General features: G+C 48.7%; 20 protein-coding genes. 12 read left to right on the top strand and 8 right to left on the bottom strand.

What is annotated here, in order from left to right; translation table 11 throughout:
* Window positions 1–137 precede the first annotated feature (137 nt).
* The 3 genes from ACFPMF_RS21450 to ACFPMF_RS21440 all read left to right on the top strand — a co-directional run bounded on the left by ACFPMF_RS21450 (window position 138) and on the right by ACFPMF_RS21440 (window position 3,749).
* Window positions 138–1,253: an adenylosuccinate synthetase gene (locus tag ACFPMF_RS21450; protein WP_379848876.1), complete on the top strand. Its 1,116-nt coding sequence runs from the start codon at window positions 138–140 to the stop codon at window positions 1,251–1,253.
* 112 nt (window positions 1,254–1,365) lie between these two features.
* A complete protein-coding gene (locus ACFPMF_RS21445) occupies window positions 1,366–2,901 on the top strand; it encodes an AAA family ATPase (protein WP_379848874.1) in 1,536 nt (511 codons plus the stop codon).
* The gene (locus ACFPMF_RS21440) at window positions 2,898–3,749 is read left to right on the top strand and encodes an HNH endonuclease (RefSeq protein WP_379848872.1); all 852 of its coding nucleotides are present in this window, start codon (window positions 2,898–2,900) and stop codon (window positions 3,747–3,749) included. Before ACFPMF_RS21445 ends, ACFPMF_RS21440 begins: the two co-directional genes overlap by 4 nt.
* Before the next feature lie 171 nt (window positions 3,750–3,920).
* On the opposite strand, the gene ACFPMF_RS21435 is transcribed toward ACFPMF_RS21440, so the two are convergent.
* The 5 genes from ACFPMF_RS21435 to ACFPMF_RS21415 all read right to left on the bottom strand — a co-directional run bounded on the left by ACFPMF_RS21435 (window position 3,921) and on the right by ACFPMF_RS21415 (window position 7,864).
* Entirely contained in the window at window positions 3,921–4,370 is a 450-nt protein-coding gene (locus tag ACFPMF_RS21435; protein WP_379848870.1) for a transposase, read from the bottom strand.
* Window positions 4,253–4,798, bottom strand: a complete 546-nt coding sequence (locus ACFPMF_RS21430) for a helix-turn-helix domain-containing protein (RefSeq protein ID WP_379848868.1) — start codon at window positions 4,796–4,798, stop codon at window positions 4,253–4,255. The genes ACFPMF_RS21435 and ACFPMF_RS21430 overlap by 118 nt, the downstream gene beginning before the upstream one ends.
* A gap of 40 nt (window positions 4,799–4,838) precedes the next feature.
* A complete protein-coding gene (locus ACFPMF_RS21425) occupies window positions 4,839–6,056 on the bottom strand; it encodes a phage integrase SAM-like domain-containing protein (protein WP_379848866.1) in 1,218 nt (405 codons plus the stop codon).
* Window positions 6,057–6,626: 570 nt separating this feature from the next.
* Window positions 6,627–7,187 carry a glycosyl-4,4'-diaponeurosporenoate acyltransferase CrtO family protein gene (locus ACFPMF_RS21420; RefSeq protein ID WP_379848864.1) on the bottom strand — a complete coding sequence of 187 codons (561 nt, stop codon included), beginning with the start codon at window positions 7,185–7,187 and terminating at the stop codon, window positions 6,627–6,629.
* A 95-nt stretch (window positions 7,188–7,282) separates the two neighbouring features.
* On the bottom strand, window positions 7,283–7,864 hold the full coding sequence (locus ACFPMF_RS21415) for a DUF2911 domain-containing protein (RefSeq protein WP_379848862.1): 582 nt from the start codon (window positions 7,862–7,864) through the stop codon (window positions 7,283–7,285).
* 403 nt (window positions 7,865–8,267) lie between these two features.
* Between ACFPMF_RS21415 and ACFPMF_RS21410 the strand changes: the two genes are divergently transcribed.
* Window positions 8,268–9,881, top strand: a complete 1,614-nt coding sequence (locus ACFPMF_RS21410) for an ELWxxDGT repeat protein (protein ID WP_379848860.1) — start codon at window positions 8,268–8,270, stop codon at window positions 9,879–9,881.
* An 83-nt stretch (window positions 9,882–9,964) separates the two neighbouring features.
* On the opposite strand, the gene ACFPMF_RS21405 is transcribed toward ACFPMF_RS21410, so the two are convergent.
* Together ACFPMF_RS21405 and ACFPMF_RS21400 are read right to left on the bottom strand one after the other, a co-directional pair.
* Window positions 9,965–10,774 (bottom strand): MBL fold metallo-hydrolase, encoded by an 810-nt coding sequence (locus ACFPMF_RS21405; protein ID WP_379848858.1) that lies wholly within the window; start codon window positions 10,772–10,774, stop codon window positions 9,965–9,967.
* Between the two features lie 351 nt (window positions 10,775–11,125).
* The gene (locus tag ACFPMF_RS21400) at window positions 11,126–11,530 is read right to left on the bottom strand and encodes a hypothetical protein (protein ID WP_379848856.1); all 405 of its coding nucleotides are present in this window, start codon (window positions 11,528–11,530) and stop codon (window positions 11,126–11,128) included.
* Between the two features lie 303 nt (window positions 11,531–11,833).
* Here ACFPMF_RS21400 and ACFPMF_RS21395 point away from each other — a divergent pair, with 303 nt between their 5' ends.
* From ACFPMF_RS21395 to ACFPMF_RS21380, 4 genes are all read left to right on the top strand, one after another.
* The gene (locus tag ACFPMF_RS21395) at window positions 11,834–12,460 is read left to right on the top strand and encodes an AlbA family DNA-binding domain-containing protein (protein WP_379848854.1); all 627 of its coding nucleotides are present in this window, start codon (window positions 11,834–11,836) and stop codon (window positions 12,458–12,460) included.
* A gap of 125 nt (window positions 12,461–12,585) precedes the next feature.
* A complete protein-coding gene (gene hemF / locus ACFPMF_RS21390; protein ID WP_379848852.1) occupies window positions 12,586–13,485 on the top strand; it encodes an oxygen-dependent coproporphyrinogen oxidase in 900 nt (299 codons plus the stop codon).
* Between the two features lie 6 nt (window positions 13,486–13,491).
* Window positions 13,492–14,076 (top strand): Crp/Fnr family transcriptional regulator, encoded by a 585-nt coding sequence (locus ACFPMF_RS21385; protein WP_379848850.1) that lies wholly within the window; start codon window positions 13,492–13,494, stop codon window positions 14,074–14,076.
* A 69-nt stretch (window positions 14,077–14,145) separates the two neighbouring features.
* Window positions 14,146–14,622, top strand: a complete 477-nt coding sequence (locus ACFPMF_RS21380) for a DoxX family protein (protein ID WP_379848848.1) — start codon at window positions 14,146–14,148, stop codon at window positions 14,620–14,622.
* Window positions 14,623–14,689: 67 nt separating this feature from the next.
* Here the strand turns inward: ACFPMF_RS21380 and menC are convergent, their stop codons facing one another.
* Entirely contained in the window at window positions 14,690–15,826 is a 1,137-nt protein-coding gene (gene menC, locus ACFPMF_RS21375) for an o-succinylbenzoate synthase (RefSeq protein WP_379848846.1), read from the bottom strand.
* Window positions 15,827–15,918: 92 nt separating this feature from the next.
* Here menC and lpxK point away from each other — a divergent pair, with 92 nt between their 5' ends.
* The 4 genes from lpxK to ACFPMF_RS21355 all read left to right on the top strand — a co-directional run bounded on the left by lpxK (window position 15,919) and on the right by ACFPMF_RS21355 (window position 20,607).
* A complete protein-coding gene (gene lpxK, locus ACFPMF_RS21370; RefSeq protein WP_379848844.1) occupies window positions 15,919–16,977 on the top strand; it encodes a tetraacyldisaccharide 4'-kinase in 1,059 nt (352 codons plus the stop codon).
* An 88-nt stretch (window positions 16,978–17,065) separates the two neighbouring features.
* Entirely contained in the window at window positions 17,066–19,060 is a 1,995-nt protein-coding gene (locus ACFPMF_RS21365) for a putative porin (protein WP_379848842.1), read from the top strand.
* Window positions 19,061–19,069: 9 nt separating this feature from the next.
* Complete coding sequence (locus tag ACFPMF_RS21360) at window positions 19,070–20,020, top strand: DUF1835 domain-containing protein (protein ID WP_379848840.1); 951 nt, start codon at window positions 19,070–19,072, stop codon at window positions 20,018–20,020.
* Window positions 20,014–20,607, top strand: a complete 594-nt coding sequence (locus ACFPMF_RS21355; RefSeq protein ID WP_379848886.1) for a MiaE family protein — start codon at window positions 20,014–20,016, stop codon at window positions 20,605–20,607. The genes ACFPMF_RS21360 and ACFPMF_RS21355 overlap by 7 nt, the downstream gene beginning before the upstream one ends.
* The last annotated feature ends 77 nt before the right edge of the window (window positions 20,608–20,684 follow it).

The following is a 20,684-nucleotide window of genomic DNA, read 5'->3' as shown; positions in this document are numbered from 1 at the left end:
GCAATCATCTTCAGCACGTCTGCTTTAAAAGTCGCGTCGTATTTACGCCTTTTAAGGGGGGTGTTTTTAGGCTGCATGTTCTTGCAAGTTAAGCAAGTTCACTGTGCCGATTTATTGGACCATCTCAAAGTAAACCATTGGTTGTTCGTTTTAACGGGGGGCATCAGGCAGGACATACTGTCGTTACTTCTGAGGGGAAAAGACATATCTTTTCCAATTTTGGCTCTGGAACTTTAAGAGGGATACCTACCTATTGGTCTAAGTATTGTACATTTTCTCCAGAATCAACATCAAATGAATACAAAGAGCTTAAAAAGTTAGATGTATCTCCGACTCTTATAGTTGATCAAAGGTGTCCAATTACTACTCATTATGACATTCTTTACAATCGAGCAATAGAAGCAACCAGAGGAAGTGCGAGACATGGAAGTTGCGGGCAAGGTTTTGGAGCTACTATAGAAAGACATAATCTTAAAAAGATAAAATTATACGCCCAAGATCTTTTGGTTCCATCTCTTTTAAAAGAGAAACTTCATAATATTAGATTATACTACAAGAAAAAAATAAATCAAGAAACACAATTTACTTTTGAGCAATTTGATCACGATAAGGAAGATGAGCTTTTTCATCAATATGTTGTTGAAATTTATAAATTAAATCAGGAAGGTAATATCCGTTTTTTAAAAGAATCAGAAATATTTTCTTGGAGCCATGAATGGGAGTCTTTTGTTTTCGAAGGTGCTCAGGGAATCCTATTAGATGAAGATTTTGGATTTTACCCTTATGTGACTCGAAGTAATACTACTTCTAAGAATGCAATTAATATTTTGAATAATTATTCATTATTCAATTTCGATATCGAAATTTTTTATGTAACCCGTAGCTATCTGACTCGACATGGTGCAGGCCCCTTTCCAGAAGACAGATGTATTAGTTTAGTAAATGTTGAAGAAGAGTCAAATAATTATAATAAGTATCAAGGTGAATTTAAAACTAGTTGCTTAGATATAGACCTTTTAAATTATTCACTTAGATGTGATACGAAGTTTTCGTCCAATTTTAAAAAAAAATTGTTAGTAACATGCCTGGATCAGATGCCAAACAATTTTGTTCCAATATATCAAAACAATACTTTAAAAGTAATTGCATGTAATGATCTTTGTGGGTTTTTAGAGTATACATTTGAATCTTGTTTATTTAGTTATAATAAATGTTCTGAGCATTTGGGGAATCATGATTTTATAATGACATAATCTGCAAACAAAATGCATATTTGTCATTGATAACCATATCAACATTCTATATGAATTAGCTTAATATTAATGCTATCAAGTAAATTTTCTAAACAAGTATTGTTAGGGAAACATGAATAGTTCTACAGAAATAATCTTTTACATAAGGGAAAGATCTAATCAAGTATCTGAAAATGATAAGAACATAATCGTTCTTATTCATGATTTATGGGATGATTGGTTCACTTATTCTACTCTTTATAATATTTTTTATTTTAACCATTATGGAGAAAAAAAACGATTAGGTTCTATAAAAATTGGTCAAAAAGGTATGGGTGTGTCCCAGAGAAAACCAAATTTGCCTGAAATTTTTACCTCATTAAGTTCTGATTTCTTCTCTTTGGGACAAGATGTAAGCTATTATGAAGAATTAAATGAATTAGGTGAGGATCTTAGAGATAATATATTAAGTTCTTTGAATGATATTTCATTTAATCAAGATATATATATATCAGCGCTGGAGGAAAATGTAACAAAGATTTCTTTGTTGAGGGATGTTAGCCAAAGGTCAGTTGAGGGCCAATTCAGGCGCTTAGCTCAAGGCAATGCAGTTTTAACTTCCTATAAATTCCAGTTTATTGTGCCATCACAAAGCAAGTCAGAAATTCCAAATATGGTCCTAGATTTTAATGTAGAACCTAAATCAAACCCTCCAACAAATATACATGTAATTATCGGTAGAAATGGAGTTGGGAAAACCCATTTATTTAACAATATGATTTTAGCTTTGCTTAATGAAAATCAAAAAAACACAAAAAGTGGATACTTTTCCTCTGATGAGGACGAAAAGCGATTATTCGCAAATTTGGTATCAGTATCCTTCAGTGCATTTGATGAAATGAGTCCAATTAATGAAAAAAGAGATAAGGTAAACAATATAAACTATTCTTATATAGGATTAAAAAGACAAAGTAGTGGGAATAAAATGTTGCCACCGAAAAGCCCTACAATTTTAAAAAATGAATTCGTAAAAAGTGTAGAAAAGTGTAGACTTGGATCGAAAAACTTAAGGTGGCTTAGAGCTTTAGAAATGTTAGAGGCAGACCCTAATTTTAAAGAAGCTGAAATATCAAAAATCGCACTAATATCAATTTTTGAAGATTTTAAAGATTATTCATCGAATATTTTTTCAAAACTAAGTTCAGGCCATAAAATTATCCTATTAACTATTACTAGGCTTGTAGAAACAGTTGAAGAAAGAAGCTTGGTAATATTGGATGAGCCCGAAGCTTATTTGCATCCTCCGTTATTGAACGCCTTTATAAGAGCTCTATCTGATTTATTAATACAAAGAAATGCAGTTGCTATAATAGGTACACATTCACCCGTAGTACTTCAAGAGGTTCCTAAATCTTGTGTTTGGAAATTAAGAAGAATAGGAAATAATGCTATTGGTGAAAGGTTAGATATTGAATCATTCGGGGAGAATGTTGGGTTATTAACTCAGGAAGTATTTGGATTAGAAGTAACAGATTCTGGATTTCATAAAATATTAAGGAAACTAGCTGACAGTAACGATACGTATCAAGAAGCTATATTAGAATTAAATAATCAGCTTGGCTTGGAAGGAAAGTCAATCTTACGAAATTTAATCTCTACAAAAAAATGAGAAAGATTGAAAGACCCGGCTTTAATGTAAGAACAGTTTTTGAGCAATGTATAAGTAATATGGCAAACCAGGAATTAAGAACTGAACTAACTGACTCACTAGATAAGATTGAGAGGTCTGAAGAAGATTTTAATGAAAAGAAAGAAACAAATGAAATATATTTAATTAAAAGAAACGTCGAAATAAGCGAAACTGCAAACACAGATGTTCTTGTTAAAATTTATACAGAAAGGTTAGTGAATAAAAAAAATAATGCAAGAAGATATTATGATCAAATTTTATTATCGGCTCCAAAAGGGAAATGCCCATTATGTAATCAAAGGATTGCAGATACATTAGATCATTACTTGCCAAAAACTTTATATCCATTATTATCAGTTACTCCTATTAATCTTATTCCAGCTTGCTCAGTATGTAATAAAGGAAAATTAATTGATTATCCTTTGAATAGTGAACAAGAATCTTTACATCCTTATTATGATAATATTGAAAATGAAGAATGGTTAAAATGTGAAGTATTAGAGGTAAATCCAATTATTTTTAAATATTCAGTTCAATCGCCTGATTGCTGGAGTGAATTATTGAAAGAACGCGTTATGAATCATTTTAATTCCTTTAAATTAAATACTCTATATGTAATTCATGCCATTGAAGAATTCGCAAACATTAAATTTCAAATCGAAAAATTATTTAATAATGGAGGACAGCAGCTTCTGAAAGACCATCTCTCTGACTGCTACGAGAGCCGTAAAATAATAGATAGGAATTCTTGGCAAACCGCTTTTTACAAGGCATTGTTTGATAATGATGATTTTTGTAGAGGAAATTTTATTGGCAATAGTTATTGATCCGTGAATTAGTTTGTAATGAAGGCCACCTCTTTTTTGTTGAAAAAAGCCTTTACTGATTTAGGATCATTTTCTAATCGATTGGTTTGCTCAAGAACTGCTACAGTTAGGTGTTCCAGACTAGTGAATACTTGGTTTTTCAAGTCGTCCTTCAACCGACTCCAGACCAGTTCAACGGGGTTCAATTCCGGTCGGACCGCCGATGCGGCTGTAAGCGGGCAAGCGTTCCAAATGAATCCGACCGGGGCGCTCACGAAGGAACTGCTTAACGGCCTCGCAACGATGAATGGCGGCTCCATCCCAGATAATCAGTAAATCCCGCTTCCGATAACGCCTACAGAGTTGGCTTAAAAACCATTCGATGTCCTCACCCGTGAAGGGCTGATCTTGACCGGCCACATAAATTCGACCGTTGGGGGCAATAGCCGCAATGAGGCTTAAGTGGGTCCGTCCCGCTTGCTCAACCAGTACCGGTGTCCGCCCACAAGGAGCCCAGGTATGAGCTACCAGAGGCAGTAGATAACAGGCTGACTCATCAACATATAAAATGGCTCTCCCTTCGTCCTTAGCTTTTTCGCTTCGGCGATCCGATTGAGTTCGGGTAGGCGCTCCTCTCGCCATTGGGCAACTGCCCGCTTATCCTGCTGGCGGGCTTTGCGCTGCGGTAACTGCCTGCTCCAGCCTACTTTTTTCAAAATACGCCCTATTTGAGATGGGTCATAACTGACGCCAAACAGCTTTTTAATCACTTCATTGACTCGGGGACGGGTCCAGATGGCTCCGCTAAATCCGTGATATTCTGCCCCTTTGTTAAGTTCGCTCACTAATTGTTCCAGTTGTTCAGCCGACAGACGGGCTGGTGCACCGGTTCGCTTCCCTTCTTGCAAGGCGGTCGGTCCTTGCTGGTTGTATTTCTTCAGGGTTCGACTGACCCAGGGTTGAGTTAGCCCAAACGCCTGAGCGATAGCTAATTGCTGCCAACCGGCCTGACTAAGCTCAACACAGCGTCGGCGGAGCGCTTCGTAATCTGATTGTTTGTAGATTGCCATTGAAAGTAAAAGCAACTTATATAACAGAATTACTCACGGATCAATAAATAAATACGGCATCCATTGCATCATTGACATCATTCTGCCGCAGTTCAGCCAGATAAACCTCCGTCGTCGAAAACTTACTATGACCTAGTGCCTTACTCAAAAGACGTTTGTCACTTACTTTTTGATCGGCCAGTGTGGCAAACGTATGACGGGCTATGTGAGTGGTGAGATTCACCGGTATTTCAGCTTGGCTCGCAATTTTCTTCAGTAACTTATTAACACTTGCTGTTTTTGCTTCAATGTCCTCAACTAGTCGAGGTTCATGTACTCCTCGAATGGCGCCGTTGGGAGGAATGAATTTAAGCCATGGCATCAGATAGTAATTGCCGGGATCATAATATTTTCTTACCAACTCAATAGCGTTGAGGGAAAGCCTGACAGAAATAACATCAGCAGTTTTGAAGGATACATACTCAATGCGCCATTCCGGCCCAGTACAGACGTTTTCCGGCCGAAGCAATAGCACATCCGATATTCGGGAGCCATAAAGGTAAAATTGCAACAGAAATGTGTCCCGCGCCCAGGCCATTTTGCCCGTTAGCGGCAGTTCTTCCAATGTTTGAATTTGGGCTGCGGTCAGTTTGGGTTTGCGAACCGTGGCTTTCTTGAATTCCAGAAACCGAAACGGGTCAGCATTCGTCAAACCCCGACGTCGGGCATCATTAAAGATTGTTTTTACGTATGCCATCCGTCGATGAAGGGTATTATCCGACTTAGCTCCCTGTTCCCGTAGCCAGCGAGAAAACTTGAGTATCCATTCCTCGTTGACTTCATCCATGGCCACGTCTTTACCTCCGAGATAGTCGCTTAATCGGTTGGCATGGCTGCGATATTTGTTGACTGTGTGGTAAGTGCCATTTCCTTCCAATCGTTCGCTGTAGGCACGCGAATGAGCTAGCAGTCCGGTAGGATCTTTTTGTTCTTCAAAAACAGCTTCGGCGGAAATTGGAAGCCCCCGGTGTTGGAGTTCGAGCAATCGCCCCTCAGCTTTATTAAATTCATCCGACAAACGGTTGTTCAGTGCGATGTAATTCGGGTGAGTCTTTCGGATTCGTTTATCTTTGGGATTCCAGTACTTGGGCTCAACCCGACATACCAGTTTGCGTTTGAACTGACGACCGTTGATGGTGTCATAGATGAGCCGGAGCATGACAGCCTGGGTGTTGTCGCTGTATACTTTTTCGTGGAGGACGAGTTTTATCGAAGCCATTCAGAATTGGGTGCACAATAGGTGCACAATAAAGCTAAGATAATGCCCGCAAATATCCACTAATGATTTTTCAAAAAGTGGGTTTTTGATGGTACTAAGCTACATTTACAGGTTTTATCCTTGTAGTTTCGAGTTCCTGCGTCTCCACAATTCAAAACCCTGTAAGCCATTGGCTTACAGGGTTTATTTTTGCTGCTTCCGTATTAATGGCAAAAAATGGCAAAGAAAAATTGCCGTTGAAATGTTCCACCGTATCACTAAAAAGGAAAAGTACCCATTTGAAGAAGCATTTTTATCTAAGCCTGAGATAACAGCCTGGCAGTGGGTAGTTGAATACGGAGCCTGGTCCGGGAGCCATAAACGGTGGTCGTATCAAGTAATTTTAGGCGCTAGTTGGACCTGGTTGCAGTACGACAATTGTAGCAAATACACGCCTGTCTACTTTATCCGGAATAGGAATGCCCCATGCGCAGGTAAGACTTCTACTAATTTTGCCGGGGGAGTGTAAAGCCCCCGGCTCAACTACGGATTTGCGGTTATAACCACCGTGGCGGTTTGGCTCATTTTCAATTATTGATAAACGCTACCGGTATAGACGGTCCGCAGTTTTTCAATCACACGTTGCAACCGTGGACGGGTGTAGCGTTGCAGTAAAATGGGGTAAACGTTTAAAAAGAGGTTCGATACGATCAACCCAAGGGCATCGAGGGCTGAATACGCCAGTACAACGTAGCCCGCAAGGAGGAAGACAATGGTCCCAATGACCAGATGCCCCACTTCGGCCACGCGGCTCGCTCGCTCGTAGGCCTGAAAATCAGCAAGGCTTTTTTTAATAGGCGTCTGCTGTTGTCTGATTTTTTCCCATCCGCTTTTAATTAAAATAGCCCGGTACCACTCGATACCCAGCATCCGGTACAACTTCCCCTGCTTTTCAAACGGATAGGCGTTGAAGTAGGAAGCGTTCAGCGTTGGCTTGAGCTGGGATTCCAGCAGGGTAAACCAGAACATCAGCGCAAAGTTGACGCCTATACTAAAGGCGACCGAGGTAACATCCAGATAACGAAGCATCAGGCTGATTGTCAGCGTCGCCAGACAGACTATCAGGAGGACTTTTACCCATTTAAGAAGCATAAAAAACGAGTTATTGCTAAGGAACCATTCTTGGGAAGGGTCACGACACGGGCTACCGTTGGCCGGTTAGCAGCCTGCATCTGAGGACCCGGCCATTAAAACAAAACCGGAACCGCTACCATCACCGTATCCCAGCCCAAGTACATGGTGGCGGTTTTGGCGTCTTTTTTGGCAAACTGGATGGCGAAATTCTCAATCACCGTGTCGGATTTCTGCACCGGCACCGTCACGCGGGCGACGTCGAGGGCTTCGTTGTAACTATAGGCACCCCACTGGTCCACATCGGAGCTGAGGATAAGGGTCCACGCGGTTTCGTTCGGAATCGCCAGTAGCGCATAGGTTCCAGCCTTGATCTTTTTGCCGCCAAAGGTCACATCCTGGTAAAATTTGATCTCCGGGGCTTCATTCGCCCCCACCCGCCAGACCTTGCCGTACGGGGCCAGCTTGGTGCCGAAAATTTCCCGGCCGTTCTTCGCCGGGCGACTATAGGTAATCCGAATCATGGCCTTGTCGGTACCGATTTTGTCGGGGGCAAACTTGCGGTCGTGGGCGTAATCGTCGGGGTAGTAGGCCATATCCATCGGTGATTTGTCGAGGCCACGGAACGTAAACGATTGGGCCTGAGCGCCAATCAGGGAAAGAAAAAGCAAGCCAAAAAGTAAAGCGGTTTTTTGCATTGTGTTTTGGGGTTGAAAGGCGAATGAGCCACGGTTGGCCGGGCCAAGTTACAAAAGAAGCGGATTATTCCCGCTGTGGCCGCCAGACCGGACAGAAATCACTATATATGGGGCTCATGGGGAGTCTTCACAACCTAAAGGCAAAGCAGACTTCCATCGGTTCGTGTTTCAAGCAGGTTCCGTTACCGCAGCCGTATGGTTGCTTAACCTGACCCGAAGCTGACATCCGTTCGGTTGGGAAGACTTGTCGAAGCATGACCGCGCAAACCGCGGCCACCATGAGGGTGTAGGAAGGATGGACTCAACGATCCGCAGGCTAAAAAAAGGTAGGCGAATCCTGTTGATTTTCAGTATGTTTATGTGCTCATCGGAGTGTATAGTCCTATCTGTTCCATTCATCGCCATGAAGATGCTTTTTCGATCACTTCCCCGGTTTTTAGCCGCTGTCTGTGTTTTGGCAAATACGGTTTTTGCCCAGATTATGCCGGCGCCGACTCCTTCGTACTACGTATCAAAAGTCAAAGAATTGAACCCTGACGGGATTGGAGCTTCCGGAGCCTCGCTGGTAGAACTCAACGGGAAACTCTATTTTGTAGCCGATAATGGCACCAGCGGCAAGGAATTGTGGGTAAGCAACGGCACGGAAGCCGGGACCTACATGCTCAAAAATATCAATCTTACCGGTTCGTCCACTCCTTATTACCTCACCGTCATGAATGGCGCTTTGTACTTTTCGGCGGATAATGGAACCCATGGCCGGGAACTCTGGAAAACCGATGGAACGGCTGGGGGCACCCGGATGGTGCGGGAAATCAATCCATCGGGCGACGCTGATCCGATGGGGTTAGTAGCGAATGGAAACATACTTTACTTCTCGGCGGATAATGGAACGGTGGGCCGGGAACTCTGGAAAACCGATGGAACGGCCGAAGGCACCCGAATGGTCAAGGATATTAACCCGGCAGGAAGTAGTATGGACGCCTATCTGGCCAGCCAGCTGGTGGTGTATAACGGGAATGTTTATTTCGGCGCAAAAACGGTAGCCTATGGGCTGGAACTCTGGGTTTCGGACGGAACCAGCGCCGGAACCGTGCTGGTAAAAAATTGTAACCCCACGGGAGATGGCAACCCGCAGTACCTGACGGTTTGCAACGGAAAGCTCTTCTTTTCGGCTAATGGATCAGAATTATGGAAGTCGGACGGTACCAGTGCCGGAACCGTACTGGTGAAAACCGTTAACGCAATGAGTCTGAAGGCCGTTGGGACGACTCTGTTCTTCGCCGGGCTTGGTCCGACGACCGGGCGAAACCTCTGGAAGTCGGATGGCACCAGCGCCGGCACCGTGCTGGTGCGCAATATCAATCTTTCCGGAGACGATGATTTGAATTCCTTAACGGCTTTCCAGAATCAGCTTTTTTTTGCCGCCAGCGATGGGACCAGTTATGACTTTTGGAAGTCGGATGGAACGTATAGCGGTACGCAGAAGGTGAAGTCGATATCTCCACACCGATTGACCGTCATTGGGAATTCGCTCTACTTTAGTTCTGGAAAACTCTGGAAGTCGGACGGCACCAGCGACGGGACGAAAGCGCTGGCGTCGGGGTATGCCTACAGCGATCCGTGGTTTATGACTGGTCTGGGCAATAAGATTCTATTTTTTGCGTCGGACCAAAGTGGTGATTACGAGCTGTATCAGCTGGCACCGTGCACGATCTGCCCCATCCCGAATGCCCGGGAAGGAACCGGCCCCGAATCGGTAACCGGCCTGACCTTGACGGTTTCGAAAAACCCAACGCCCGATGACGTTACGGTTGAAATCCGGGGTGCTGCCGGTCAGCCGCTTTCGCTGCACCTTACCAACCTGCTCGGCCAGCTCATCGTGTCGAAAATGATCGAAACCGCCGGGCCGCTCGAACGGCACCGGTTTGACCTCCGGACCCAGCCGGGCGGTTTGTTGCTGTTCCGGGCCATTAGCGGGGAGCATTCGCAAACCGTGCGGATCAGCAAGACGGACTGATTGAGGTACGGGCGAAACCTTCAGCAAAGCGACCCGTCGGATTCCGACCAAACGTTGTCAAAAAGATGTACGGCGTTGCTCCCTCAGGCTTGTAAATCGGCCACCGGTTCCAACTGGGCCTCCAGCCGGGCCGAAACCCGGAAAACCGGTGTTTCTTCGTTGCGGGAGGTCACAATCAGTTGGGTGCTGTTGAGGTGCGGCAGAAAAAGGTCGCGGACCAGAAACGGGCTGTTGTTGTCTTTCGACAAATGGGACAACAGGACGTGGCTCATAAACGGCGGTTTGTGGGTCCGGAACAATGCCAGCGCCTGCTGGTTCGATAAATGCCCTTTGCCGCCCCGGATACGCTGTTTCAGAAAATACGGATACCGTCCGTTTTCCAGTAAATCTTCATCGTAATTGGTTTCCAGGAAGGCCGCATGGCACTGGCTGAAGTGGTGAATCAACTGGTCGCAGGCGATGCCGATATCGGTAAACACGCCCACTCTGGTGTCGTGGTACGAAACCGTAAAGCTGTGCGGATCGGCGGCATCGTGGTGTTTCGGGAACGCCATGATGCGCAGGTCGCCAATACCAATCGGCTCATGGCTACGAAAAGAGCGGATCGGAAACGTATGAAGCGGAAGCCGTGAATTTTTTAGCGTTTGGGCCGTGATAAAAACCGGAATCTGGTACTTGCCAGCCAGTTTCGAAAGACCGCTGATGTGGTCGGAATGTTCGTGCGAAATGAAGATCGCCCTGACCGTCTGCATCGACAAACCCAGGCGCCGAAGCCGCGTTTCGGCCTGGCGGCACGAAATCCCGGCGTCGATCAAAACCGCATCCTGCTCGTTTCCGACATAATAGCAATTTCCGTTGCTACCCGAATTGAGGGAGGTAATAAACAATGACATATACCCTAAAGGTATAAAAATAATTAACGGGATGCATTACTCACCCCCGGTTTTTGGGCCTCCACCAGAAACCAACTCTCGGGAGATTGTACGGTTTTTCGGACAAGGACTACCGGCTAAAAAACAAATCCCGGTCAATTTGACCGGGATGTTCCACTTACCAATCTCTATTAATGAAAGTCGTACCAGTAGTACATCTTCACTACTAAGAGGAAAAAAAGGGGTATTTATCACCATGAATTTGGAAATATTTTTTAAGTTTTTTTATAACTGACAGACAGTCAGTCAGTAGCAATGTGTAGAAAAGACACAATGAAACGACCGGTTCTGCACCGTTGGGGGTACGTTTACCTATTTTTCCGGTTCGGACTTATGGGCCGTCGCCCTGACGATGGTAACGGTCGATGAGGTAGCTGTGGGCAGTGCCGGTCCATCCTTCACCTCGCCGATCATGAGTGCCGCCCGGGGGCCGATGGTTTTGTCCAGAATTTGGCGGGTGGAACGGATTTTGTGGTATGTGCTGTCAAAATAGTCAAACCGCACCTCGATCTGTTCGTAGGCAAAGGCATCGGAGGTGTTAGTGATCGTAAATCGGTGTACATTGGTCGGTTTTTCGTCGGACGCGGTTGCCTCCGTTTTTTTCCAGACCACCCGGTCGACGAGCAAATCACGGTAGGCGTCGGCCGGTCGGTCTTCCTGATTTTTGGATTGGCAGGCCAGCACGCTTAAAAACAGCAGACAATACAGAATTTTCATCGGGAAAGTGCAAGTCAGGTGAATGAGAAAAAGCGTAAAATGTACGCAAGTATGGAGAATTCCCCTAAAAACTACAAAGCCCGGCAGCAAATGCGACCGGGCTTTGTGCGAATATCTATCGTACTATAAAAAGAACTCAATTGAAACACTACTCAAAAAAGCCGCAAAGAGGCTATTTAAAATAGGGTACAATGCACAAATTTAACGAAAGAGGGGCGATAAGACAAATGGAAGTAAGTATATGGTACAAAACCGGGACCGGGTTCGGTGAACAAAAGGGGGCTGTTATTGGATTAGTAAAGCATGCGTTATAACCTTAAGGAACTGATTGAACAGGGGGAAGGCACCCGGCTTGAATTCAAATCGACGATTCATACGGCCTACCGTATTGCCCGAACGCTGACGGCGTTTTCCAACACGGCGGGCGGTTTGCTGGTCGTCGGGGTGTCGGACGATGGCCGGATTTCGGGCATTGAGTCGGAACTGGCAGAGATGCAGAAAATAGAAAAAGCAACGGATTTTCTGGTCGATCCGGCCATTTCAATCAGTTACGAAGTGGTTAGCGAGGGCAGGCGGCAGGTCATTTTTATTGATGTGGCCGAGAGCAGCGAAAAACCGCACTATGCCATCGACGAGCGCGGAAACCGCACGATCTACATCCGGGCCCGTGACAAGTCGGTGCCGACCAACAAGCTGATCCTGAGCCATCCGGCCTCCCCCGATAGCCAGTTGCTGCAAACTCCCAATGTGCGCAATCTGATTCAGGCGCTTCGGAAGTCGGACTTTATTACGGCCAAACAATATGCGCAGCTGGTGAATATTTCAGAGTACCGGGCGAATAAACTACTCCTGCAACTGACCGGGCAGGGCCTGCTGGTGATGGTTGACAAACCCCGACCGGTCCGGTTTTCGCTGAAAATAACCGAATAAGGGGTCTCGGCGGACTTTAGTCTGTGAAGTCGTGCGGTTTTCGGTCCGCAAAATACTCAGGTCTTCACGGACTAAAGTCCGCCGGTACGTTATCTTTGCGGGCAGAAAACCGCACGACTTCACGAATGAGAATCGATAAACAGGCGATTACGGATTTTTTTACGGATTTACAGGATCACATTTGCCAGGCGCTGGAAATTACCGACGGCACGGGAACATTTCACGAAGACCGCTGGGAACGCGCCGAAGGGGGAGGAGGGCGTACGCGAATTATCCAGCAGGGCGGAGTGATCGAAAAAGGGGGCGTTCTTTTTTCGGCGGTTCACGGCCCGGCGTCCGAAGCCGTTCTGAAGCAGATGAAGGCCACACAACCGACGGACTTTTACGCCACGGGTGTTTCCATCGTGCTGCATCCGCACAGTCCGATGGTGCCGATCATTCACATGAACGTGCGGTATTTTGAACTCAGTACCGGCGAATGCTGGTTCGGGGGCGGTATTGATCTGACCCCCCACTACGTCGATGCTGAGGATGCCCGCTGGTTTCATGCGCAACTGAAAACCGCCTGCGACCGGCACGATCCGGCCTATTATCCGCAGTATAAAACCTGGGCGGACGACTATTTTTTCATTCGCCACCGGGCCGAAACCCGCGGTATTGGCGGTATTTTTTTCGATTACCTGCGTCCCGGCGATGACGATCATAAAGCGGCCCTGTTTGCGTTTGTACAGGAAGTCGGCAATTCGTTTGCGCCGATTTACACGCATTTCATGCAGAAAAACCGGGATTTGCCGTTTGGCAAGCGCGAAAAAAAATGGCAGATGCTGCGCCGGGGCCGGTACGTGGAGTTCAATCTGGTGTGGGACCGGGGCACGAAATTTGGTCTGGAAACCAACGGCCGGACGGAATCCATATTGATGAGTATGCCCCCGCAGGCAAATTGGGTGTACGACTACCAGCCCGAAGCCGGTAGCCGCGAAGCCGAAACCTTGCAGTGGCTGAAAAAGGGCGTTAACTGGGTATAAACCACTATGCTATCGGCGCAGCGCGAACAGCTCCGGCATTACATGAACCGGACCATCGGACCCAGGGCCGATCAGTGGGCGTCGTTTGCCGATGCGTTTGAATACGTCGAATATCCCAAGAAGAGCTTTCTGACTCCGGCTGGCACGCCCGAAAATTACCTGTATTTTTTGCTGGAAGGAGCCACCTCATCGTTCTTCGTGAACGAAGGGCGCGAAAAATGCCTCGACCTCTGGTTTGCCGATCATTTTGTTTCGTCGTACATTTCCTTTCTGACCCGGCGACCTTCCGAAATTTTCATTCAGGCGCTTTTCCCGACCAAAGCCCTGCGCGTTCATTACGATGTGTTGCAGGAGTTTTACCGAAAAGACGACGAAAGCAACCGGGTTGGCCGGCTGTTTGCCGAGGGGTTGTACATCGCCCGCACCCAGCGGGAAATCCGGTTTTTAAGCCAGACCGCCGACGAGCGGTACCGGGATTTGCTGCAACGGCAACCCGAACTGATTCAGCAACTTCCGGTTAAAATCATTGCCTCCTACCTGGGCATTCATCCCGAAAGTCTGAGTCGCATCCGCAAGCAGGTGGGACCGTGATTTCCTAACACAGATCATTTTTTACGCCGGAGGGCCGGTCTACTTTTGTCGAAATCAATCGATAACGATATGGCTTTCTTTGTGTTCATGCTTTCGATCTGGGCGGTTCTGTGGCTCATTTCCCGGTTTGCGTTTCGGCCGGAACTGGCTTCTCACGCCAAAAAAGCCCGTATAGCTGCGGGGGTGGCCTTCATCCTCATTGGGTTTTCGCACCTTGCTACCCCCGAAAAACTGGTTTACATGGTGGAAGGGTGGCTGCCCTACGCCCACGAACTGGTGCTTATCAGCGGAGTGGCGGAGATTGCCGGTGGCATTGGCTTGCTGATGCCGCGCTTTCAACGGCTGGCGGCCCAGGGGCTGATCCTGCTGCTGGTGGTGATGTTTCCGGCAAATATCCATGTGGCTGTCAATCAGTTACCGCCCCCGGGTGGGTTGCCGGTTGCGGCCTGGTACGTCTGGTCGCGGCTGTTGTTCCAGCCCGTTTATATCGCCTGGATCTGGTGGAGCGCTTTGCGAAAACCGCAACCGAAAACCGTCGGGAACTGATCGGGAAAGACTGTCCGGACCCGCCAGGGGATTTCAACGCCGGATTCGTTTCAACGATAGCAAAAACTTAGGGAAATTCGATCCGGTTCTGGACATTCTCCTCAACCCGAATACCGCGCCGGGCTTCCAGCATTGCCAGATTCCAGCGTTTGGATGGGTCGGTTTTCAGAAAACCACGGTCAATGGTCAGGGGACTTTCAAGGTTGTTGTGGTAGAGCTGACCGGTGCCGAGGCCCTGGGGGAGCGGATTTTTGAACTGCGCGGTATACTGAGCGATGGCATTCAGGCCAATATTCGATTCGAGGGCGGAGGTAATCCACCAGCCGATGCCGAGCCGACTGGCAATTTCGATCCATTGGTCGCAATGAATAAAGCCGCCTAATAAGCTGGGTTTCAGGGTGATGAACTGCGGCTGGAGTCGTTTTAATAACCGCGTTCTGTCCACATATTCCATATGGCCAATCAACTCCTCGTCGAGTGCAATCGGAACCGGCGATTGTCGGCAGAGCTCGGTCATCGAATCGAATTGCCCCGGTCGGATGGGCTGTTCGATGGAGTGGATCTGGTAAGTCGCCAGTTGCTTCAGTTTCTCCAGGGCGTCGTCTACCGAAAAGGCCCCGTTGGCATCGACGCGAATGGCAATCTGGTCGGCGCCGAACCGGGAGCGAATGGACTCGATCAGGGCGCATTCCTGCTGAAAATCAAGGGCACCAATTTTTAATTTGATCGTTGTATAACCCGCTTCCAGTTTCTCCTCAATCTGCCGGCGCATAACCTCCGGCTTGCCCATCCAGACCAGCCCGTTGATCGGAATGGCTTTTTCCCCCGTACCAAACTCATTTTTAAAAACCGTCCGCTCACCGCCATTGATGAAATCGCGCATGGCGGTTTCGAAGCCAAACTGGATCGAAGGCAGCTGATCGCTGATGAGTTGCAGAAAAATCGGGACATTCCAGTGAAAAAGCTGCAAATCCAACTGGTTGAACAGATCGCAGGTGTGTCGGAGTTGTTCGGCAAAGTCGGGCCGGTCATCGATACTCAGGCCCCGGAGCGGAGCACATTCCCCCCAACCCACCACGTCCGGATCGTCATCATCACTGATCCGGACGAAATAACTGTCTTTTTCATTCAATACGCCCCGTGACGTCCCGGCCTCGAACGTAAAATGCAGGGTGTATTTAAAGAAGTTGGCCTTGAGACTCATGGGAAAGCGGAAATGGACAGGCATTCAGCATAAAAGTAGTAATTTTGGGTGTTACTGGACAGATTTGTTACTAAATTATTACCTGAAATTTAGTGTTTGTTCGATTGCTGAAGCCCCTGAATTGGTTATACGGTGGAATTACTGATATCCGTAACCGGCTGTACGACAGTCGGGTTATCAAAGCATTAAGCCCCGCCATCTATACTATTGGTGTAGGAAATCTCACGGTTGGCGGTACGGGCAAAACACCGCAGGTCGATTACCTCGTGGAACTGCTGAAAAAGAAGGTGCCCGTGGCCACGCTCAGTCGGGGATACGGTCGGCGGACACGCGGTTTTCGGATTGCGACCGATGCCGATACTGCCGACACCCTTGGCGACGAACCCTTGTTGTTGTACCGCAAACATGGCCGGAAAACGGCGGACAATCAGCCGGAGGTGGTGGTCAGTGTTGGCGAAAAGCGGGCGGAGGCAATTCCGGCCTTGCTGCAAGTCCGGCCGGAATTGCAGGCAATTATCCTGGATGATGCCTTTCAGCACCGGGCCGTTCAACCGCACCTGAACCTGTTGTTGTCGGACTATAACCGGCCGTTTTACACCGATGAACCCTTTCCCGGTGGGCGGCTGCGCGAACGGCGGCACGGTGCCCGCCGGGCGGATGCGGTGGTGGTGACCAAATGCCCCGATGGATTGGATGCAGCCCGGCAAAAAGAGATTGAGCAGCAGATTCAACGCTATACCCGGCCTGACGTTCCGGTTTTTTTTACGGGCCTGCAGTACGGAAAACCGCACAGTTTTTCGGCCTCGCAAAAGCCGATGGAGGGGCTTGGGCGTGTGCTGCTCGTGTCCGGTATTGCCCGGCCCGCACCACTGGAGTCTTACGTGAAAAACCATTTCGCCTTGGTGCGTCACCTGCGGTTTGCGGATCATTACCGGTATTCGGCAACCGACCTGGAACGCATGCAACAGGCATTACCCGCCGACGGGGCGGTGTTGACGACCGAAAAAGATTTTGTGAAGCTGGCTCCGCTGCTGGCCAACACCGGTCTGGATGCTACCCGGTTTTATTATTTGCCCATTGAAATAAAATTTCTGGCCGACGAACCTGCGTTCCGGGAACTGGTCTGGGCGTTACTGAACAATAGACGTTAAAACCGTTGCAGGCTGTTAAAAAAAGCTAATAACCGAAAAAAGTAACCCCCGCGAATCAATAAATTGGCGGAATCGTAGTTCAGACAGTATGAATCGTCTCTATCTAGTGAGTGTCAGTGTTTTGTTGTTTTGGGTAACCCGTCCGGCTTACGCCCAGTTTCCGTCCCGGCTGCCAACCTTCCCGCAGGGAGGAGGCCGCATGGGCGGCCAGCCAACCAACACCACCGGCAGCGCAGGAGCAAACGCGGGGGGCGCCATTCTGGATGATTCCACGACGATGGTGTACGGGCCGACCACGACCCGGTATTTTCTGGAGCGTGATGTACTGAATAACCGCAAAACGCTTTTTCCGATCGATACGACGCTGGAAGAAGTGCAGCGGACCAATTACCTCAGCCGCTTCCACTACCAGTACACCGATTTGGGGAACCTGGGGACGGCCCTGCGACCGGTTTTTTACGAGACGCCCGGAATCGGTTCGCAGACCGGTTTGAACGTCTACGGTTTATACGGTTATCAGACCCAGCAAATCCGGTATTTCGATACCCGGTCGCCCTACACGAACATGTACCTGGTGCTGGGGGGACGCGGGCAGAATATCCTGAATTTTGATTTTGCCCGGAGTATTTCTCCCCGTTTCAACATTGGTTTCAATATCCAGCGAATGACCTCCGATGATCAGTACGGCAGCTCCAGTAATTCAACGACGAAGCGGCTGGCTGAAAACTGGAATTTTGTGCTGCACTCCAATTACCGGTCGAAAAACGACAAATATACCCTGCTGGCGCATTATAATAACCTCAACCACCGGTCCAACGATCAGGGAGGAGTGACGGAGGCCGGGACTGCTCTGGAGCAAAAACCGCTGTTGACGACGGTAAGCTCCCACGAAAAGCGGAACGAGTTGCACGTTTACCAGCAATACGTGGTCGATACGGCTTTTCAGGTGTACCATACGCTGGACTTCCGGGCGCAGAGTTACCGGTATACCGACACAGATATGAGTGCCGGACTGGCTGACTCCTCCCAGACGGGTCTGGACCTGTCACCGTTTTACCCGCGCGCCTACTATGACAGTGTCGAAACCCGGCAGCGGACCCTGTTTCGCTCGATCGACAACCAGATTGGCCTTAAAGGCCAGTTTTTGTGGCGTCAGTCGGCCTTTAATTACCGCGCCTGGCTGCGAAACCGGTATTACGGGCAGACGAACACCCTGAATGTGATTCGGCTGTTGCCCGATTCAACGTATCGGAATCGTCGCCTGGAAACCTACGTCGGCGGCTGGCTGGGCTACTATTTCCCGGACAGCCTGACGCGTGTAACCGCCGAAATGGAATACCTGATCGGCCGGGATTTCCGGTTTCTGGGCCGACTGGAAAGCCGGTTTCTGACGGCGGGCTACGAGAGCATCTTTGCGTCGCCGACGCTCATTCAGGATTACTTCGTCAGTAACGTCTACCAGTGGGACCATACGAGCCGCCGGTCTGCGCAGTTTGATTTGCGCGGTACCCAGCATGCTTACGGACAATTGAACCTGAAAGTGGGCAAACTGACCATCAGCCCCGGGATCGACTACTACCTGCTGACCAATTACATCTATTTCGACACGCTGGGAATGCCCCAACAGGAATCGACGGCGTTCAGTATCCTGAGGACGGGCGTGGGCCTGCAGTTTCGGGCGGGGAAGTTTCGAATTACCGGACAGGGGTATAACACACTGGTATCCAACGACGATGTGCTGCGGATACCGAAACTGTTTGCGAATGCCCAGGTCGAATATAATTTCCGGCTATTCAAAAAGCTGTATGTACTGGCGGGGCTTCAGGTGCATTACAAATCGGCCTATTATGCCGACGCCTACATGCCGTTGACGCAGCAATACCACCTGCAAAACCGGGTCAAACTGGGGGATTACCTGCTGGCCGAACCGTTCCTGAATTTCCGGATCAACCGGGTGCGGCTGTTCCTGAAAATGGCCCACGCCAACCAGGAGTTGTTGGGCCAGATTTATTACAGCGCTCCGTACTTCCGAACCATCAGCCGATCGCTATCTTTTGGCGTACATTGGTTATTATTTGATTAAATTGGAGTCATGAAAACCCTGCACGTCCTCAACGGTGATGCTACCGCCTACGCCTTTGCTGAATCCAACCTGGCCGGAAACGCCGGAACAACTGCGGTGGCCGTCTGGCGGGAAGCCCTGTCGGAGGGGCCGGTTCGGGCCGATGTCAGTAGCCTGACCGAATTTTGGGACATTCGCCGGTCCTGGCTGCAGGTGTACACGGATGGTCAGGCACCCGACTACAAGCAGGGGGTGGTTCAGGAATTTGAAAAACTGATCCGGACCGATGCCTACGACGAAATCATTCTCTGGTTCGAACACGATTTGTTTTGCCAGATTAACCTCGTTTTTCTGCTAGCACAGCTGGCCGAACGCCCCCTGGGCACCACCCAAATCAGGCAGGTTTCCGTTGATACGTTTCCGGAGATGCCGTTTTTCAAAGGCCTGGGCCAGCTCACCGGGGCGCAACTGGCCACGTTGTATGTGCAGGCCGAAGAACTGACGCGGCACGAACTGGACCTGGCCGCGCGGGTCTGGAGGGCCTACGCGAGCATGGACCCCCTTTCCGTTCAGGACCTGCTGGATGAGGATTTTGGGCGACTCCGGTTTTTGAAAAACGCGCTGATTCTGCATTTGCAGCGGTTTCCGTTTACCGAAAATAACCTGAATCTGATCGAGCACCTGCTCACCGCCATTCTTCTGGAAGGGCCGTTGCCCGAAGACCAACTGATCGGGCGGTTTTTGAGCCAGGACCGGGTGTATGGCATCGGCGATCTGAGCGTGGTCGAATACATCCGGGAACTGAATGGCAAGCTCTGGACGTACTCGGACGAGGGCCTGAGCCTGACCGAAACCGGGGCCGATGTGATGGCCGGACGCCGGACCCTCAATCCGGTGGAACGCTGGATTGGCGGTTTTTACCAGACCGAAGATTCACCGTATCGGTGGAACCGGGAAGATGAAAAATTGATTGCATTGTGATAACGACTTTAGGTTTAGAACTGCCTTCCGATCCGCGCTGGGTCGATATTGCCAAAATGAATCTCGGCGATATTCTGATCGATCACGCCTTTTGTGAGCAGAAAGCGGCTTCCTCCTGCATTTCGCTGATTGTGCAGTACCCCGAACGGGAGAAACTGGTGGAGGTGCTGACGCCGGTCGTGGCCGAAGAGTGGGGCCATTTTCAGCGGGTTTTGAAAGAACTCCGGAAACGGAATATTCCGCTCGGAAAACCGCGCAAGGATGAGTATGTCAATCAGTTGCAGCAGATTCTGCGCAAGCCCGGCGACCGCAACGAGCAGTTGATGGAGAAGCTATTGCTGAATGCCCTCATCGAAGCCCGGAGCGCCGAACGGTTTAAGCTGTTGTCGGAAAGTTTGACGGACGAGAACCTGAAAAAGTTTTACCGCGAACTGATGATTTCGGAAGCGGGGCATTACCGCAATTTTATCGAACTGGCGGAAGAATACGTACCGAAAGACCGGGTTCGGAAACGCTGGAAGGAGTTGCTGGAAGCCGAAGCGGAGATCATGAAAACGCTGGAAGTGCGCGCCGACCGGTTTCACTGAAACCCTTGAGCGGGGCTGCGCCCACCTGGCTAGAGTAGACGGTTCGACAAAAGGGAAAAGATGGGAGAGTGTCGTTT

Origin of the sequence: Larkinella bovis (assembly GCF_042655385.1) — a bacterium.
Taxonomy (GTDB): Bacteria; Bacteroidota; Bacteroidia; order Cytophagales; family Spirosomataceae; genus Larkinella; species Larkinella bovis.
The sequence above is the reverse complement of the archived record's forward strand: the minus strand, read 5'-3'. Positions and strand labels throughout refer to the sequence as shown.